Genomic DNA, 17,530 nt, shown 5'->3' on the forward strand with positions numbered 1-17,530 from the left:
TTTCGTAAATATTTATTAATTTTATAAAAAAAATAAATATGAAAAAAATTCTCTTCTTTAGCTTTTTAGCATTTTCTTTATGCTTATTTGGTCAAACTTATTGTGGTCCCCTACACTTTGGATACATAGATCCTGATGATCCTTTTTGGAATGAAGATGGCGACGAACCTATTACTTTAGTTAATTTTGCAGGAATTAACAATACTTCTAGTGACGATGAATATATTGGAATATCTCATGAAATGTTTTTAACACAAACGGCAAATGTTATTCAAGGAAATACCTATACTATAACAATTAAAGGAAACACAGCAGGTAATTATACTAATGTTTTTGTCGTTTTTATAGATTGGAATCAAAATGGTGTTTTAAATGATGCTGGCGAAGTCTATGAATTAACCCAAACGATTACTAACTCAACGGGAATGGACTCTCAACAAGTTACACATTCAATAGTAGTCCCAGCAACAGCAGCTATTGGAAACACTAGAATGAGAGTGAAAAAACTATTTGATGATGATGATTATATTAATGATCTCACAAATCCATGCATTGGAGGCGATTTTGGTCAAGCGGAAGATTATACCGTAAACGTAACTGCATTATTATCTGTAAATGACGTTGCTAAAAGAAATTCAAATCTCAAAATATATCCAAATCCTGTTTCTGATGTTTTGAATATTGATTCAGCATCAAAAATAAAATCAGTAAAAATATATGACTTAAGTGGTAAAAATGTACTAACTGAAATAGTAGAAACAAACAAACCTGCAATTAATGTTTCAAGTTTAACCTCTGGAACTTATGTAGTCACCGCAGAATCAGAAACTGGTTTACAGTCTGCAAAAATAATTAAGAAATAGTCAATTTATTCTAAAATGAATCAAAGACCTGTTTTTTTACAGGTCTTTTTTTGTTCTATAAATAATCTACTACATATTGCATATTTCAAATAGATTTCATAATTTTGCACCTCGAAATAATTAACAAATTCATTTAACATTATGAACAATTACGAAACTGTTTTCATTTTAACTCCCGTTCTATCTGAAGCTCAGGTGGAGGAAGCAGTGAACAAGTATGTAGATCTTTTGAAAGAAAAGAACTGTGAGATTGTCACTAGAGAAAATTGGGGATTAAAAAAATTAGCTTATCCAATTCAATTAAAAAAGAATGGATTCTACACTTTAATCGAGTTTAAAGGTGAAGGAACTGTAGTTGCTGACTTAGAATTGGCATTCAAACGTGACGAAAGAGTAATTCGTTACCTTACTACAAAACTAGACAAGCACGCTATCGAGTACGCTGTAACTAGAAGAACTAAACTTAAAGCTTCAAGAGCTTAATTATTTATTAACCCAAAATTTAAAAAAGACAAGACATGGCAATAGATGATATGGCTAAACAAGCCTCAGCTGGAGGAGAATCTGAAGTAAAATTCCTTACACCACTTGATATCAATACTAAAACTGATAAAAAGTACTGTAGATTCAAAAAATTCGGAATTAAGCACGTTGATTACAAAGATGCTGATTTCTTATTACAATTCGTAAACGAGCAAGGTAAAATTTTACCTAGAAGATACACTGGAACTTCTTTGAAATACCAAAGAAAAGTTTCTTCGGCTATCAAAAGAGCAAGACACCTTGCAATGATGCCTTACGTAGCTGACTTGTTGAAATAAGCCACAACAAAAAAATTAATAAAAGAAGGAAGCTTGCTTTCTTCTTTTGTTGCTGAATAAATATTAATTCTAACTTGATTTTAGATTTCAGACTACAGATTTCAGATAACAGACAATGTCTAAACATCTAACTTCTAACATCTAATTTCTAATATCTAAAAAAGGACAACAACAATGAACATTATTCTTAAAAAAGACGTAGAAAACTTAGGTCTTGAATTCGACACAGTAAATGTAAAGCCAGGTTATGCAAGAAACTTCTTATTACCTCAAGGTTTTGCTCTTTTAGCTACTCCTAAAAACATTGCAGCTCTTGAAGCTACTTTGGAAGCTAGAAAAGAAGAAGAAGCTAAATTAATCGCTACAGCAAACGGTGTAGTAGATCAATTGAAGAAAACTTCTATTACTATCCCTGCAAAAGTAGGTTCTGGTGATAAATTATTCGGATCTATCAACAATGCAGATCTTTCTGCTGCTCTTGCTAAAGCTGGAGTTTCTGTTGATAAGAAGTATATCAAAATCCCTGGAAACACAATCAAGAGAACTGGTAAAGTAACTGCAAACATCAGATTACACAGAAATGTAGAATACAACTTTGAATTCGACATCGTATCTGACGCACCGGTAGAAGCTCCTAAACCAGCTGCTCCAAAACCAGTAGCTAAAGTAGAAGAAACTCCTTCTGAAGAAGCTTAAGAATTCAAGAGATTTTTCTCTAAAATATAAACCACTTCGTTTGAAGTGGTTTTTTTGTTTTTATTATTTTTTTAGAAGCTATTTCCCGCTATCCACTCATACTCCTCACTCCACCCACTCTCCCACACCAAAACCCTCAAACTTCTCCACTCCTTGTTGCGGGGTAACCGTTTCTATCGGGGCTAGGAAATCTGTCATTCATTCAATATTTGTTATTGCGAGGAGCGTAGCGACGAAGCAATCTCAAAAAAAACGATAAACAAATTAAAAACTACATTCACTTTGTCATTCCGTAGGAATCTAAACTCTTTTTGTAGAGGCTGAATTATAAAACTATTGCCTAGATTCTTTCAGGAGGACAAACTTCGTAGAAATTTTTATTAATTATTTTAAAGATTGCTTCGTCACGTCATTTCTCGCAATGATACAAAACTTCCTAAAACTCTCCAATTCCAATACACTAAAACACTCTCACCCTCAAACTCTCCCACCTAATCACGCCCTTTCAATTTATGCAGATATTCCGTCGGCGGAATTCCAATTACTTTTTTGAAAATATTACTGAAAGAAGAAAGACTGTTGTATCCCACCATCATGGCAATTTCATACATGTTATATTTTTCTTCAATCATTAATTCCAGAGAGCGGGTAATCCGCAAAGCACGAAGAAAACGAACGTAATTCATCCCCAAAATCTCCTTAAACTTTCTGGAAAGCGTTCTTGTACTCATTCCGAATTCTTTTGCTGTAGATTCAATCGTTAAAGGTTTTTCAAGGTTGGCGTGAATGTATTGCGCAACCTTTAATAAAGTTTCATCATTGGGAAAAGGATGTTGAACCGGAAATGCCAACTTTTTATCTCGCTTGTCAGGTAAAATACCTTTTAAAGCTTTGAGGAAATAATAATTACTACCATCATTCTTTGTGATTTTCCCATCCCATTCTTTTGTATATAAAATCATCTCTCTCAATAAATGACTGACGGAATAAATATTAATTTCATCAAAAAAGCCATTTTCCTTTTCTTCTTTTTTAAAATAAAAATTATATAAATCTACTTTTGGGCTTGTAGAAAAAATATAATGCGGTGTTCCAGCCGGAATCCACATGAAGCATCTTGCCGGTAAATACCAGTGTTTCAAATCGGTAAAAACATGTACAATACCGCCTTCTGCATACACTAATTGCGCAGAACTATGATGATGAATCTCTGTCTTCACATTGCCTGCAAGAACGTGATATATATAAAACTCAGCATCTAATTCTTCAACGGCTCCAAAATGACTGTCATTCATAAAATAAAGATAAGAAAAAAATCAATTTGGCGCAAATGGACAAATATTTTTCTGTTTTCACAAATCACGTCTTCGCTATCACTGCGTAAATTTGCAGGATCAAAATCAATTTAGCAAAAAACATTTAATAAATTTATGAAAATGATATTTAACGCACACAGATATCACTGTATGGCGTTGTGCTTATTACTGATAAGCAATCTTTTACACTCACAGATGATCGATTATCAACATCTCAGCTTACAGCAAGCGGTTGAGATTGGATTAAAGAACAATAAAAAGATTCAGATCAGTCATTTGAAAAACGAAATGTCGGAAACCAAAGAAAAAGATCTCAAAATGGAAAAACTTCCAGATGTTGAATTTCATACAAGTTATAATCAGGTTTCAAATCTTTTTCAACACGAAAATGGCGTATTCGGAAAAGCAACAAAGTACGACATCATCAATGGAATGTATGATTTTACGCTTTCGGCTTCCATTCCGGTTTATATGGGTGGAAAAATTAAAAATACAGAGAAAAAAGCAGCCATTGACACTGAAATTTCTTCATTAAAAACACATTTAGATAAAAGACAATTAACGATGGAAATCATCACCGCTTTTCTTCAGATTCATCATTTAAAAGAGCAACAAGGTTTGATTAATGATAAAATGCACGAAGATTCTGTCAATATCAAACAAGTCAAAGCCTTAAAAGCAAATGGCGTCGTGACAGTAAATGAAGTCCTGAGAACTTCTTTACAGCTTTCTAACCATAAAATGAGCTGGACAGAACTGGATAATGATGTACAGATTGCCGAACATAAATTAAAAACCATTCTGTCACTTCCCGAAAATCAGGAAATGCATGTTGACACGGAAGATTTGATTTCGGAAAATGAAGAAATTCCTTACGTGGATGAATTAACAGAAACAGCTTTACATAAAAACGAATCTGTCGAAATGGCATCCAAAAATCTTTCGTTGAAAGAATTAGACAAAAAAATTACAAAAGCTAATTATTTACCAAAAATTACAGCAGGAGGAGAATATTTTTTAAAATATCCGAACATGATGTTTTTTCCGCCCGAACCTTATGCCTATCGTTTAGGAATGATCGGGGTTAATCTTACTTATCCTATCGAAAGTCTGTATAAAAACAAATACAAAATGCAGGAAGCAAAGGAAAATATTAACCTTGCAAAATTGCAGATTGAAGAAAATGAAGAAAATATCAGACACAGTGTTTACGAAACTTACAAGAAATTTGAAGAAACCGATCAGAAGGTAAAAATAGCAGAAGAAGCGATCAAACAGGCTAAAGAAAACTACAGAATTGTAAGAACAAAGTACACCAACAAATTAAGCTTAATCACCGAATTAATTGATGCTGACAATGCTTATTTAGAAGCTCAATCTAATCTAATTTCAGTAAAAATAAATCGTCAGCTGAAATATTATCAACTCCAATACGCGATTGGAAACCTATAAAAACTATGGCACAAAAGCAATTAACAAGAAAGGAAAAAAGAATCAACAAGACGATTACTTTATTAGCCTGGATTCTCATCATTACCGGAATTACCGGAATGCTAAGCTTCTATCTTTTTTCAAGAAAAAACGTGACGACCAACGATGCGCAAATCGAACAATATATTACGCCAGTTTCAAGCAAAGTTTCGGGGTTTATTCAAACGATTAAGTTTAATGAAAATCAGTTCGTTCACAAAGGAGATACTTTAATTATTATCGATAATCGCGAATTTGTCAATCAGGTAAAAATGGCTGAAGCCAATCTCAATGCAAATTCTGAGAATATTAACACCATTGAAAGCGGAGTAAACACCAAAGCAAGCGACACTAAAATTATTGATGCAAAAATCGCTTCCGCTAAAATAGACATCTGGAGAACCGAACAGGATTTTAAAAGATATAAAAACTTGGTTTCGGAAGATGCCGCCACCGAACAACAATTTGAAAATGCCAAAGCTTCTTATGAGCAGGCAAAAGCCAATCTTTTAGCTTTAGAGCAGCAGAAAAATGCAGTGAGAGCCAGTGTAAATGAACAAGAAACTAAAGTCGCTCCGGTAAAAAGCCAAATTCAGCAAAGTTCTGCAAATCTTAATAATGCCAAACTTTTCCTTTCTTACACCGTAGTTACGGCGCCTTACGACGGTTGGGTTGGAAAGAAAACCATTCAGGAAGGTCAGTTGATTAAAGAAGGTCAGGCTTTGGTTCAAATTGTAAGCCAAGAAAAATGGATTATTGCAAATTACAAAGAAACACAGTTAGGAGAAATCGACCAAAATAAAGAAGTTATTATCACAGCAGATGCTTATCCGAATGCAGAATTCAAAGGAAAAATAGTTTCTGTTTCCCCAGCTTCAGGTTCACAGTTTTCTTTGGTAAAACCGGATAACGCGACAGGAAATTTCGTGAAAATTGAACAAAGATTTCCGGTAAAAATCATTCTCGAGAACAATCAGAATAACGAAAAACTACTCTCCGGAATGAATGTTCTAGTGAGTGCTAAAAAGATTTAGAGTTTGAGTGTAGGAGTGTTTTAGAGTTTTAGAGTTTTAGAGTTTTAGAAGAAAATATTCTGCTCACAATTTTCAAATGATCTTATTTTCAAATTAACAAATTAAGTTATTTTTTTTTAGCGAAAAGACAGAATCGCAAGTTTGCCATCTTACCTTTACTTTTACGCCCTTGCTTTTTGTCTTTTCGCATTTTTCACTAATAATAATTTTATTTAAACTCTTTAAGCAAGTTTGCCATTCCGTAGGGATCTAAACATAGTATTGCCGAGATTCCTACGGGACAAGCTCTGTATCATGATAAACATTGAAGGAATGACTGAACTCTAGCCCCGATTGCAACGGCATCCTTTTGTGTAGCGAAGCAAAACAAAAGATATAGTGGAAAGCGGGATCAAGCTCCTAAAAAAAATTAAACAAAATAATATAAAATACAATTGGCAATTTGCTAATAAGTTGATTCGCTTTTTAAAGAAAAATCATGCATCACAATACAGTTTATCATAAATGGGTGCCTCAGTGGCTGAAATTACCGCTTTTGATTTTAGCCCTTTTTCCTCACCTGATGTTGTTGTCGCTTTTGCACTCCAACAGTGCTTTTACCTCTTCATTTATGGATGCAGATTCGGATGATATTCAATATTTGATGATTTTAATGTACGGAACATTTGTGGTTACTCTTTTGGTCATCCAGCGGTTTATGGCATATTTCAGCGTGAAATATTACACGTTGTTGATGTCTTCCGTTTCCATTCTTATTCTTTACGCTCTTTCCATTACCAACGACTATCATATTATTCTGGTTATACGTGTCTTGGAAGGGATTTTCGGAGTTTTGGAAGGTGCTATATTCTTACCGTTAATCATTGCTGAACTGAAAACAAAACACGCCAAAGAAATTGCCTATCTTTTCATGTATACCATTATTCTTACCGGCGGAACGATTACCACTTCCCTTTTGAAGTCAAGTATTGAAGATTACGATTTTCAGCACATGATTTTAATGATGGTTTATTTTCATGTTTTTGTTTTAATTATTGCGGTAGCCATTTTTAATAAAAATAGATTTTTTGCGAAGAAACCATTGTACCAATTGGATATTGCGAGCTGGTTTTTGCTTTGGTTATGTTTGCAGTCTGGAGCATATGCAATTATTTACGGGAAGAGATTAATGTGGTTTGAATCAAATATTATTGTAATCTGTCTTTTTATCTGCATTATTTCCGGAGGTTTATTTATGCTCAAACAAAGAAATTCTGCAAGACCTTTTTTTCATTTTGAAGTATTCAGTTCTAAAAATGTGATTGTTGGTGTCATACTTTTCTTCATCTTTTATATTTTGAGAGCAAGCATCAATAACGTTTACAATATTATGGCAACCGTTTGGAAGTGGCCGTGGGATTATATTGTAGAAATTCAGTACTGGAATGTTGCAGGAACACTTTTAGGTGTTTTTCTATCTGCACTTTGTATTACAAAAGGAGCTTCATCAAGATTGGTTTTCTTCACTGGTTTTCTCATTTTAGCAATAGATTGTGCCTGGTTTACGTATACTTTTTATCCAGATACAACGCTTCAAACCATTTGTCCGCCATTATTTCTTCAGGGAGTCGGGCAAGGATTGCTTTTCACGCCTTTGGTGTTTTTTCTCATTGCAGGAATGCCCGAACAATATGTTTCTAATGCAACGGCAGTCGGAACTTCCACCAGATTCTGGACAACTGCAATCGGATATGCATTAATGCAAAATTTGATGTTATTTTTAACTTTAAAACATTCAGACACTTTGAGTTCCGAATTTACCGATACCAATCCTGTTTTTTATTCACAGTGGAGTCAGATTTTCGGAGCTAATATTTCTAAACTTCCCGTTAATGAATCGTTATCACTAACTGCCGGAGCTTTTAAAGCTAAAATTAATGCACAAGCCATTCTTCTTTCTAATATGGAAATTTTCACAGGATTATTTTGGTTAGCATTAATTACAGCATTTGTGGTTTTACTGTATCACCCAGTAAGAATTGCAGTAAGAAATATTCTGTGATTTTTAGGCAGAAGTTTTGCTATAATTCCTGAAATTTGATTTATGGAAATTCAGGAAGTCGTATCACAGCAGAAAGCATTTTTTAAAACACAGCAAACGAAAAATATCAGGTTCAGAAAAATGTATCTTGAAAAACTTCGGGATTTGATTTTGCAAAATGAAAATCTTTTATATGAAGCTATTTACAAAGATTTCGGAAAGTCAAAATTTGATACGTTTACCACAGAAATTTCCTTTATTTTAAATGATATTAAGTATTATCTAAAGAATTTAAAATCGCTTTCAAAACCTAAAAAAGTAAGAACAAATCTTGCTAATCAATTCGGAAAAAGTAGAATTCATTCCGAACCTTTAGGAAATATTTTAGTAATCGGCGCATGGAATTATCCTTATCAACTTTCGTTATCTCCAATCGTTGCAGCTTTAGCAGCTGGAAACTGCTGTATTTTAAAGCCAAGTGAAATTGCCGAAAATACAATGAAAGTGATGGCAAAAATCATCAATGAAAATTTTCCACCAGAATATTTATACGCTTACGAAGGCGGAATTGATGAAACGACAGAGCTTCTAAAGCTCAAATTCGATAAAATATTTTTCACAGGAAGTACAAAAGTCGGAAAAATCGTTTACAAAGCTGCAGCAGAAAATTTAACTCCCGTAACTCTGGAATTAGGTGGAAAATCGCCTGCCATCATAACCAAAGATGCCAATCTTGAAGTCGCTGCTAAAAGAATTGTTTGGGGTAAATTTTTAAATGCCGGACAAACCTGCGTGGCTCCTGATTATTTACTGGTGGAAAAATCTGTGCAGGAACAGTTTTTAGAAATGCTTAGAAAATATATTAGGGAATTTAAATATGAAATTAATTCTGAGCAATACACGAAAATTATTAATCAAAAGAATTTCCAACGATTAATAAAGCTCATTGATAAGGATAAAATTTATTTTGGAGGAAATTCTGACGAACAAAAGCGGTACATAGAACCAACAATTTTAACAAATATTAATTGGAAAGATGAAATAATGCAGGAAGAAATTTTCGGTCCTATTTTACCTGTAATTTCTTTCACTAATTTAAATTTGATTTTAAATGAAATTCTAGAACACGACAAGCCTTTAGCAGCTTATTTATTTACCAATACTACTGAAGAAAAAGAAAGCTTTACCAATAAAATTTCTTTCGGTGGCGGCTGCATTAATGACGTGATCATGCATTTAGGAAACGAAAACCTTCCGTTTGGTGGCGTGGGAAATTCCGGAATAGGAAATTATCACGGAAAATTTGGTTTTGAAACTTTTTCACATCAAAAAGCAGTTTTACAACGAGCAACCTGGGGTGAACCAGACATAAAATATCCGCCTTATTCTGAGAAAAAACTAGGCTGGATTAAAAGATTTATGTAAAATAAAAAAACCGGGATAATTTTCCCGGTTTTGTTTATTATGACTTTGGAGCCCACTGATTGAAAAATTCTTTTGTTTTTTCTAAACTGTATCCTTTTCCATCTTCCAAAACATCACTTTGCTGGATGTGGATCATTTTACCATTTTTATCTAAAACAATAAAAACAGGATAACCGAATTTCTCTCCAGGATTTCCGTACTGACTAAAAACTTTTTCATTTTTATTGTCTGGAGAATAATTTAGATGGTAATAAAGATAATTTTTATCAACCATTTTCTTCAATTCCGGAGTTGTCTGTACATATTGATTAAATCTCAAACACCATATACACCAGTTTCCACCCGCTTGAATCATAATGTTTTTTCCTTCTTTCTTAGCCTGAGCTACCAATTTATTAATATCCGCTTGTGCATCCGTTTTAGGATCGTAAGGTTTAGGCAGCTTTGCTTTTTCTTCTGCCGCAGCTTTTTTCTTCGCTTCCAATTCTGCTGCATCACTTTTTACCAACAAAGCTTTATCGCTTGAATTTTTAACTTTTGTTGGTTTTTCAATCTTCTGAGCCCAAGCCAAAGTACTTAAAGCTAGAAGAGCTACTAACGACATTTTTTTCATACTTTAAAAATAAAAAATAATAGTTATTACCTGCAAAAATGAAACCATATTTTTTTTATCACTAAATTTGCATACTTTATGAATTTCCTGATAAAAATACTTTACCTAATTTCTAAGATACCGCTTAAAATATTATATATTTTTTCGGATATCATCTTTTTTTTAAATTTCTATTTTATAGGCTACAGAAAGAAAATTATTACCCAGAATTTAAAAAATTCTTTTCCTGAAAAAACAGAGAAAGAAATCAAAGCTATCAGAAAGAAATTTTACTTAAATTTTTCAGATTATTTGGCTGAGACTATAAAATCATTCAGTATTTCTGAAAAAGAGACCCGTGTCCGAATGCAATATATTAATCAACATCTATTTCATGAGGCTAAAGCTGAGGGGAAAAATATAATTTTGATGGCTGGTCATGTATTTAATTGGGAATGGATGAATGCATGTACTCCAATTGCTCCACAAAAGCATTCTCACCCGGTTTACAGAAAAGTAAACAGCAGTTTTTGGGAAGACCAGATGAAAAAGGTAAGAAGTAAATTTGGAAATGAGCCTTTAGAAGCAAATGAAGTTATTCTCAATATTTTCAGAAACAAAAATGATGGAGACACTATTTATCTTTTTGTTGCAGATCAAACTCCCCATATTGCTCATGTTAACTATGGTATAAAATTTTTAAACCAGCGAACACCTGCATTTATAGGTTATGATAAACTGGCTACAAGAATGGATCTTATTTTTATTTACTGTGACATGAAAAAAGTAAAAAGAGGCTATTATCAAGTTAATTATCACAGAATTTACCCGGATGGTGAAAAATTTGTAAAAAATGAAGTGGTAAGAAAATTTCATCACTTACTTGAAAATACGATAAGAAAAAATCCTGACAACTATCTTTGGTCACACAGAAAATGGAAATATCAGGATTCTATTAAAACTTATGATGGCGAATAAATGACAGAAAACTCTAAAAATATTGCCGTAGTTATCCTAAACTGGAACGGTAAAAATTGGCTTCAAAAATTTCTTCCAAGCGTAATTCGCTTTTCTGAAGAAGCTGAAATCTACGTTATCGATAATCATTCGACTGATGATTCTGTCGATTTTTTAAAGAAAGCATTTCCTTCCGTAAAAATTGTAATTAATGATAAAAATTACGGTTTTGCAGGTGGCTATAATCAAGGTTTAGAAAAAATAAATGCAGAATATTATTGTCTTTTGAATTCTGATGTAGAAGTGACAGAAAATTGGATCAAACCTGTTCTAAATTTATTTCAAAAAGATTCTTCAATTGCTGCGATTCAACCTAAAATTTTATCTTTTAACAATAAAAATTATTTTGAATTTGCCGGAGCCGCAGGTGGTTTGATCGATAATTTAGGGTATCCATATTGCAGAGGACGAATGTTTGATGATGTAGAGGAAGATAAAGGACAATATAATGACGAAGCTGAAATTTTTTGGGCTTCGGGATGTTGTTTTTTCATCAAATCAAAAGATTTTTGGGAACAGGATGGTTTTGATGAAAGATTTTTTGCCCACCAGGAAGAAATTGATCTTTGCTGGAGATTAATCAATTCAGGAAAAAAAATATTTTACACCGGAAAATCTGAAGTTTATCATGTTGGCGGTGGAACTTTAAACAAGCAAAGTGCTCAGAAAACATATTTAAATATCAGAAATAATCTTTCCATGATGCTTAAAAATTTACCTTTTCCTAAGTTGATTTGGTTAATATTTTTCAGATTGTGTTTAGACGGAATTGCATCGTTATACTTTGCTTACAAAAACGGATTTTCACATCTTTGGGCAGTTGCAAGAGGGCATTTCGGATTTTATGCTCAACTTCCCGAGACAATTAAACGTCGACAAAAAAATCAGAAAACAGAATATTACCAAACAAAGTGGCTCATTTTTAAGCATTTTTTAGGAGGCAAAAAATAATATCATCATCATTAATCAATCATTACCTATCATTAATAATTTATGGACTTCTGCGCATTAGATTTTGAAACCGCTACTCACGAAAAAAATTCTGCCTGTGAATTAGGAATCTGTATTGTTCAGGATTCTAAAATTGTGGAAACTAAAACGTGGCTGATAAAACCACCAAGTTTCCCTTATTTTCACCAGAGAAATATCGATGTACACGGGATTTTACCCAGTGATGTAAAAGATGCGCCGAGATTTGATGAAATTTGGTATGAAGTACAGGAAATGATGTACGGTACTTTAATGATTGCCCACAATGCAAGTTTCGATGCCGGTGTTTTAAGAGGTTGCCTTGATTATTACGGAATGTTTACTCCAAAAATGAATTATCTCTGTAGTATTCAGTTGGCTAAAAAATCTTGGAATTACCTTCCGAAATATGGCTTAAAGCATCTTGCAGAATATCATGATATCCAGTTTAAACATCACAGAGCCGGAGATGATGCTGAAGTTTGTGCTAGAATATCACTTTTAGCTTTCGAAAAGCTTTTTCTCACCAGCAATGATGAAGTTTCAGATTTTATGAAACTGAAGATAAAGGCGCTTTAATTTGTATATTTTACTCAATAATTCTCTTATTTAAAATTAATTTTAGATTTAATTAATTGCTTAAAACTTCAGATAAAAGACTAAATTTTGGAATATCAATTTCAAACTGCTCTTTTGTATCTGAGTTTTCAACTAGATATTTTCCGCTCATATTTCCTACGCCTGAACGTAGCATAACATTCGAAAAATAAGCAAAGTTGTCTCCGATTTCCACATCTGGAGTCAACCCGATTACACCATCACCGACAACTTCTGTAAACCCGAATCCTACATCAAAAATAAGCCATTTTCTCTTTAGGACTTTAATTGGGAAATCACCATCGTTTTCAATTACGATGTTATACTTAAAAACGTAACGGTTTTCTGAAGGATAAGAGTTCTTACTATCATATTCAGGATCTACCGAAACTTTGATATTAGAAGTAATTTTAGAAAACATTTCATTCAATTTAAAATATTAGATACAAAAATCTCGCCTTTTTCAAGGCGAGATTGTAGATATATATCTATTTACAAAAATATTATAATCCTAAGCCTTTTCTTTCGTCTCCACCCAATAGAATTTCTACAGGATTGTCGATCCCTTCTTTTACCGCAACAAGGAATCCTACAGATTCTTTACCGTCGATAATTCTGTGGTCATAAGACATTGCAACATACATCATTGGTCTGATTACAACTTGTCCGTCAACCGCAACCGGTCTTTGGATAATGTTGTGCATTCCTAAGATCGCAGATTGTGGCGGGTTGATAATTGGTGTAGACAACATAGATCCGAAAGTACCACCATTTGTAATAGTGAACGTACCACCAGTCATTTCGTCAACAGTAATTTTACCATCTCTTACTTTGATAGCCAAATCTTTGATGTTTGCTTCAACACTGCTGAAAGACATATTCTCTGCATTTCTCAATACCGGAACCATCAATCCTTTAGGACCTGAAACCGCAATTGAAATATCGCAGAAATCATAGTTGATTTTAAAATCTCCATCGATAGATGCATTTACATCAGGATACATTTGTAATGCTCTTGTAACCGCTTTTGTGAAGAAAGACATAAAACCAAGTCCTACTCCGTGTTTTTGAGCAAATTCTTCTTTATATTGCTTTCTTAATCTGAAAATCTCAGACATATCAACTTCGTTGAAAGTCGTCAACATTGCAGTTTCGTTCTTTACAGAAACTAATCTCTGAGCGATTTTTCTTCTAAGAACTGAAAGTTTAGTTGTTGTTGTAGATCTCGCTCCTGTAGCTGTTAAAGAGCTTCCTCCCATTGCTGGAACAGCAGCCAATTCAGCATCAGATTTAGAGATTCTTCCATCTCTTCCAGAACCTGAAACCTGAGCGGCATCGATTCCTTTTTCGTCAAGAATTTTCTTAGCAGCCGGAGAAGGAGTTCCTGTAGCATAAGACTGAGCAGCAACCGGAGCTGGTTTTGGAGCTTCAGCTTTTGCAGGCTCAGCAGCTTTAGGTGCTTCTTCCTGTTTTGGAGCGTCAGCAGCAGCACCTTCTGGCTTAGCCGCAGCCATATCAATTAAACAAACAACCTGACCTACTTGTACCACTTCACCTTCTTCTGCTTTTAAAGTAATAATACCACTTTCTTCTGCAGGTAATTCTAAAGTTGCCTTGTCTGAATCTACTTCAGCGATTGGTTGATCTTTTTGTACGTAATCACCATCTTTTACAAGCCAAGTTGCAATTTCAACTTCTGTAATTGATTCTCCCGGTGAAGGAACTTTCATTTCTAAAATTGACATATCGTATTTTTTATTTTTTTAATTGATATTTATTAAGACTTTGAGAAAATAGATAAAAGATGAAAGACTAATTTCTAACCTCTAATTTCTAGCTTCTATTTTTAATTAAGCTGTTACTGGTCTTTTAGCCGGAGCATCGTCTCTGTCGAATACTCTGTTGATTACAGCATTTTGATTTTTTTCAAACATTTTGTGACTTCCCGGAGCCGGAGCACCACTTGGTACCGGAGAAACAACCTGAATTCCTGTATCTCTGAAGTTTCTTAAGATATAAGACCAAGCTCCCATGTTTTCTGGTTCTTCCTGAGCCCAAACGATTGATTTTTTGTTTTCGTATTTAGCAAATACAGCTTCAATAGCGTCATTTTGAAGCGGATATAACTGCTCAAATCTTACCAAAGCAACATTTTCACAATTCAATTCTTCTTTTTTAGCTAATAATTCGAAGTATAATTTACCTGAACACAATACTAATTTTTCAATTTTTGCTGGGTCTGCCGTAGGATCATCTAAGATTGGTTGGAATCCTTTGTTTGAGAAATCTTCAAGCGGAGAAACCACTTTTGGATGTCTTAATAAAGATTTCGGACTCATCACGATCAATGGCTTTCTGAATGCCCATTTCAACTGTCTTCTTAATAAGTGGAAGTAGTTTGCTGGAGAAGTAATATTCGCCACAACCATATTTTCGTTAGCACAAAGTGTAAGGAATCTTTCCAATCTTGCTGAAGAGTGTTCTGCACCCTGTCCTTCTGAACCGTGAGGTAACAACATTACCAAACCGTCCTGAATTTTCCATTTTTCTTCTGCTGCAGCCAAATACTGGTCAACAATAATCTGAGCTCCGTTTACGAAATCTCCAAACTGAGCTTCCCAAATCGTCAAAGTATTAGGAGATGCCATTGCATAACCATAATCGAATCCTAAAACTCCGTATTCTGAAAGGTGAGAGTTGAATACATCAAATCTGCTTTCTGAAACTTCTTTTAAAGGAATATATTCTTCTTCTGTATCTTCAGTTTTTACAACAGCGTGTCTGTGAGAGAAAGTTCCTCTTTCTACATCTTCTCCAGAAATTCTTACGTTGTGACCTTCTACAAGAAGTGTAGCATAAGCCAACCATTCTCCAAGAGCCCAATCTAAAGAGTTTGCCTCAATAGCTTTGATTCTGTTATCAAACAGTCTTGTAATTTTGTTGATGAATTTTTTATCAGCAGGAAGCGTTGACATTTTAATTGCCAATTCTTTTAGCTTAGCTAAATCATATTTTGTATCAACAGCATCTTGTACAGCTCCTCTTTTTGCAATCGGGAAATTAGTCCAGTCATCTGCCATGAAAATATCCATCACATTCTTTTCGATTTCCTTAGAAGCATCAAAGTCTTTATCTAAAAGCGCTTTGAATTCTGTTTCCATTTTTGCAATTACATCATTTGATGTAACGTTATCTTTCAACAATTTATCTTTATAAATCTCTCTTGGATTCTGATGTTTTGAGATTAATTTATACAAATTAGGTTGTGTAAATCTTGGCTCATCACCTTCGTTATGACCATATTTTCTGTATCCTAATAAATCGATATAAACATCTTTACCAAATTTAGCTCTGAAGTCAGCAGCAAAATGAATAGCATGAACAACCGCTTCTGCATCATCAGCATTAACGTGCATTACAGGAGATTCTGTAACTTTCGCAACATCTGTACAATAGGTAGAAGATCTAGCATCCATATAATTTGTTGTAAATGAAACCTGGTTATTTACAACAATATGAACGGTTCCTCCCGTTTTGTAACCTTCCAAAGTCATCATCTGAGCAACTTCGTAAGCAATACCTTGTCCTGCAATTGCACCATCACCATGAATGATGATTGGTAAAACTTTAGAGTAATCTTTATACTTATCGTCTACTTTTGCACGGCAAATACCTTCAACTAAAGCTGCTACAGTCTCTAAGTGAGATGGGTTTGGCGTTAAGTTGATAGCCACTTCTTCTCCAGAAGCAGTTTTTATTTTTTTAGATGAACCTAAGTGATATTTTACGTCACCTGAGAATACATCTTCTTCAAATTCTTTCCCTTCAAACTCTGAGAAAATCTGTTTGTACGATTTTCCGAAAATATTCGTTAAAACATTCAATCTTCCTCTGTGAGCCATCCCTAAAACAACCTCATCTACTCCTAGCTGAGAAGATCTTGAAATCAACTGATCCAAAGCGGGGATTAAAGTTTCGCCCCCTTCTAATGAGAATCTTTTTTGACCAACAAATTTTGTATGAAGATAATTTTCAAACGCAACCGCCTGATTTAATTTTAATAAGATCTCGGTTTTTTCGTTTGCAGAAAGAATTGGGTGGTTTTCGTTTACCTGAAGCCACTGCTTGATAAAGTCTTTCTCCTGAACGTTGTTGATGTGCATATATTCCACACCAATAGAATCACAGTAGATGCTTTGTAAGTGAGCTATCAAATCCTGTAAAGTTGCAGGACCTTTCATTCCTGTTTCTACAGCACAATTGAATTTTGTATTTAAATCTGATTGATTAAGACCAAAATTTTCAATATCCAAAGTGGGTGTATAATGTCTTCTTTCACGTACAGGGTTTGTTTTTGTAAACAAGTGCCCTCTCGTTCTGTAAGCTTCAATAAGGTTTACCACCTTAAATTCTTTTTTGATATGCTCTGGTACTTCACCGTTTGAAGCAGCCTGAGAAATTTGCTGCACAGCAGGAGAAGATTTTACCAAATTTTGTACATACTGGATGCTTTCGTCATCACTGTAGTTCTCAATCGCAAAATCAAAGCCTTGAAAAAAGGCTTTCCATGATGGTTCTAAAGAGTCAGGGAATTTTAAGTATTGTTGGTATAAATCCTCAATTAACTGAGAATGAGCTGCGTTTAGGAATGAAAATCTGTCCATTATTACAGTTTATCTATTATTAAATTTTGTTTAACGTATTAATCCT

Annotated in this window: 16 protein-coding genes; 11 read left to right on the forward strand and 5 right to left on the reverse strand. The window is 33.9% G+C overall.

The window, feature by feature from the left end; all coding sequences use genetic code 11:
• Nucleotides 1-38 precede the first annotated feature (38 nt).
• The 4 genes from B5X64_RS07830 (at nt 39) to rplI (ending at nt 2,380) form a co-directional block, all read left to right on the forward strand.
• Nucleotides 39-863, forward strand: a complete 825-nt coding sequence (locus B5X64_RS07830) for a GEVED domain-containing protein (RefSeq protein ID WP_079464694.1) — start codon at nt 39-41, stop codon at nt 861-863.
• A gap of 141 nt (nt 864-1,004) precedes the next feature.
• Entirely contained in the window at nt 1,005-1,346 is a 342-nt protein-coding gene (rpsF, locus tag B5X64_RS07835) for a 30S ribosomal protein S6 (protein ID WP_076558797.1), read from the forward strand.
• Between the two features lie 35 nt (nt 1,347-1,381).
• Nucleotides 1,382-1,684 (forward strand): 30S ribosomal protein S18, encoded by a 303-nt coding sequence (gene rpsR, locus B5X64_RS07840; RefSeq protein ID WP_034757623.1) that lies wholly within the window; start codon nt 1,382-1,384, stop codon nt 1,682-1,684.
• A 174-nt stretch (nt 1,685-1,858) separates the two neighbouring features.
• Entirely contained in the window at nt 1,859-2,380 is a 522-nt protein-coding gene (gene rplI / locus B5X64_RS07845; protein ID WP_079464695.1) for a 50S ribosomal protein L9, read from the forward strand.
• Between the two features lie 491 nt (nt 2,381-2,871).
• On the opposite strand, the gene B5X64_RS07850 is transcribed toward rplI, so the two are convergent.
• Nucleotides 2,872-3,675, reverse strand: a complete 804-nt coding sequence (locus B5X64_RS07850; RefSeq protein ID WP_079464696.1) for a helix-turn-helix domain-containing protein — start codon at nt 3,673-3,675, stop codon at nt 2,872-2,874.
• A 135-nt stretch (nt 3,676-3,810) separates the two neighbouring features.
• Between B5X64_RS07850 and B5X64_RS07855 the strand changes: the two genes are divergently transcribed.
• From B5X64_RS07855 to B5X64_RS07870, 4 genes are all read left to right on the forward strand, one after another.
• The gene (locus B5X64_RS07855; protein WP_228418804.1) at nt 3,811-5,148 is read left to right on the forward strand and encodes a TolC family protein; all 1,338 of its coding nucleotides are present in this window, start codon (nt 3,811-3,813) and stop codon (nt 5,146-5,148) included.
• A gap of 5 nt (nt 5,149-5,153) precedes the next feature.
• A complete protein-coding gene (locus B5X64_RS07860) occupies nt 5,154-6,200 on the forward strand; it encodes an HlyD family secretion protein (protein ID WP_079464698.1) in 1,047 nt (348 codons plus the stop codon).
• A gap of 478 nt (nt 6,201-6,678) precedes the next feature.
• Nucleotides 6,679-8,241 (forward strand): MFS transporter, encoded by a 1,563-nt coding sequence (locus tag B5X64_RS07865; RefSeq protein ID WP_079464699.1) that lies wholly within the window; start codon nt 6,679-6,681, stop codon nt 8,239-8,241.
• A 42-nt stretch (nt 8,242-8,283) separates the two neighbouring features.
• Nucleotides 8,284-9,645: an aldehyde dehydrogenase gene (locus tag B5X64_RS07870; RefSeq protein ID WP_079464700.1), complete on the forward strand. Its 1,362-nt coding sequence runs from the start codon at nt 8,284-8,286 to the stop codon at nt 9,643-9,645.
• Between the two features lie 37 nt (nt 9,646-9,682).
• On the opposite strand, the gene B5X64_RS07875 is transcribed toward B5X64_RS07870, so the two are convergent.
• Entirely contained in the window at nt 9,683-10,258 is a 576-nt protein-coding gene (locus tag B5X64_RS07875) for a thioredoxin family protein (RefSeq protein ID WP_079464701.1), read from the reverse strand.
• Between the two features lie 78 nt (nt 10,259-10,336).
• Between B5X64_RS07875 and B5X64_RS07880 the strand changes: the two genes are divergently transcribed.
• Genes B5X64_RS07880 through B5X64_RS07890 form a run of 3 tightly spaced genes read left to right on the forward strand, consistent with a single transcriptional unit; the run spans nt 10,337 to nt 12,802 of the window.
• Nucleotides 10,337-11,215 (forward strand): lysophospholipid acyltransferase family protein, encoded by an 879-nt coding sequence (locus B5X64_RS07880; protein ID WP_079464702.1) that lies wholly within the window; start codon nt 10,337-10,339, stop codon nt 11,213-11,215.
• The gene (locus B5X64_RS07885; RefSeq protein WP_079464703.1) at nt 11,216-12,205 is read left to right on the forward strand and encodes a glycosyltransferase family 2 protein; all 990 of its coding nucleotides are present in this window, start codon (nt 11,216-11,218) and stop codon (nt 12,203-12,205) included.
• Nucleotides 12,206-12,247: 42 nt separating this feature from the next.
• A complete protein-coding gene (locus B5X64_RS07890) occupies nt 12,248-12,802 on the forward strand; it encodes a 3'-5' exonuclease (RefSeq protein ID WP_066676918.1) in 555 nt (184 codons plus the stop codon).
• A 52-nt stretch (nt 12,803-12,854) separates the two neighbouring features.
• Here B5X64_RS07890 and apaG read toward each other — a convergent pair whose 3' ends face one another.
• The 3 genes from apaG to B5X64_RS07905 form a co-directional block, all read right to left on the reverse strand.
• Complete coding sequence (gene apaG, locus B5X64_RS07895; protein ID WP_066676920.1) at nt 12,855-13,241, reverse strand: Co2+/Mg2+ efflux protein ApaG; 387 nt, start codon at nt 13,239-13,241, stop codon at nt 12,855-12,857.
• An 82-nt stretch (nt 13,242-13,323) separates the two neighbouring features.
• Nucleotides 13,324-14,565 (reverse strand): 2-oxoglutarate dehydrogenase complex dihydrolipoyllysine-residue succinyltransferase, encoded by a 1,242-nt coding sequence (gene odhB / locus B5X64_RS07900; RefSeq protein ID WP_066676922.1) that lies wholly within the window; start codon nt 14,563-14,565, stop codon nt 13,324-13,326.
• 105 nt (nt 14,566-14,670) lie between these two features.
• The gene (locus B5X64_RS07905) at nt 14,671-17,484 is read right to left on the reverse strand and encodes a 2-oxoglutarate dehydrogenase E1 component (RefSeq protein ID WP_079464704.1); all 2,814 of its coding nucleotides are present in this window, start codon (nt 17,482-17,484) and stop codon (nt 14,671-14,673) included.
• Nucleotides 17,485-17,530 lie beyond the last annotated feature (46 nt).

The organism is Chryseobacterium balustinum (genome assembly GCF_900168205.1).
Classification (GTDB): domain Bacteria; phylum Bacteroidota; class Bacteroidia; order Flavobacteriales; family Weeksellaceae; genus Chryseobacterium; species Chryseobacterium balustinum.

What these genes read in the sequence shown, in the direction of transcription:
- B5X64_RS07830 (WP_079464694.1), top strand. Translation starts at nt 39, where the DNA reads ATGAAAAAAATTCTCTTCTTTAGCTTTTTAGCATTTTCTTTATGCTTA.
- rpsF (WP_076558797.1), top strand. Translation starts at nt 1,005, where the DNA reads ATGAACAATTACGAAACTGTTTTCATTTTAACTCCCGTTCTATCTGAA.
- rpsR (WP_034757623.1), top strand. Translation starts at nt 1,382, where the DNA reads ATGGCAATAGATGATATGGCTAAACAAGCCTCAGCTGGAGGAGAATCT.
- rplI (WP_079464695.1), top strand. Translation starts at nt 1,859, where the DNA reads ATGAACATTATTCTTAAAAAAGACGTAGAAAACTTAGGTCTTGAATTC.
- B5X64_RS07850 (WP_079464696.1), bottom strand. Translation starts at nt 3,675, where the DNA reads ATGAATGACAGTCATTTTGGAGCCGTTGAAGAATTAGATGCTGAGTTT.
- B5X64_RS07855 (WP_228418804.1), top strand. Translation starts at nt 3,811, where the DNA reads ATGAAAATGATATTTAACGCACACAGATATCACTGTATGGCGTTGTGC.
- B5X64_RS07860 (WP_079464698.1), top strand. Translation starts at nt 5,154, where the DNA reads ATGGCACAAAAGCAATTAACAAGAAAGGAAAAAAGAATCAACAAGACG.
- B5X64_RS07865 (WP_079464699.1), top strand. Translation starts at nt 6,679, where the DNA reads ATGCATCACAATACAGTTTATCATAAATGGGTGCCTCAGTGGCTGAAA.
- B5X64_RS07870 (WP_079464700.1), top strand. Translation starts at nt 8,284, where the DNA reads ATGGAAATTCAGGAAGTCGTATCACAGCAGAAAGCATTTTTTAAAACA.
- B5X64_RS07875 (WP_079464701.1), bottom strand. Translation starts at nt 10,258, where the DNA reads ATGAAAAAAATGTCGTTAGTAGCTCTTCTAGCTTTAAGTACTTTGGCT.
- B5X64_RS07880 (WP_079464702.1), top strand. Translation starts at nt 10,337, where the DNA reads ATGAATTTCCTGATAAAAATACTTTACCTAATTTCTAAGATACCGCTT.
- B5X64_RS07885 (WP_079464703.1), top strand. Translation starts at nt 11,216, where the DNA reads ATGACAGAAAACTCTAAAAATATTGCCGTAGTTATCCTAAACTGGAAC.
- B5X64_RS07890 (WP_066676918.1), top strand. Translation starts at nt 12,248, where the DNA reads ATGGACTTCTGCGCATTAGATTTTGAAACCGCTACTCACGAAAAAAAT.
- apaG (WP_066676920.1), bottom strand. Translation starts at nt 13,241, where the DNA reads ATGTTTTCTAAAATTACTTCTAATATCAAAGTTTCGGTAGATCCTGAA.
- odhB (WP_066676922.1), bottom strand. Translation starts at nt 14,565, where the DNA reads ATGTCAATTTTAGAAATGAAAGTTCCTTCACCGGGAGAATCAATTACA.
- B5X64_RS07905 (WP_079464704.1), bottom strand. Translation starts at nt 17,484, where the DNA reads ATGGACAGATTTTCATTCCTAAACGCAGCTCATTCTCAGTTAATTGAG.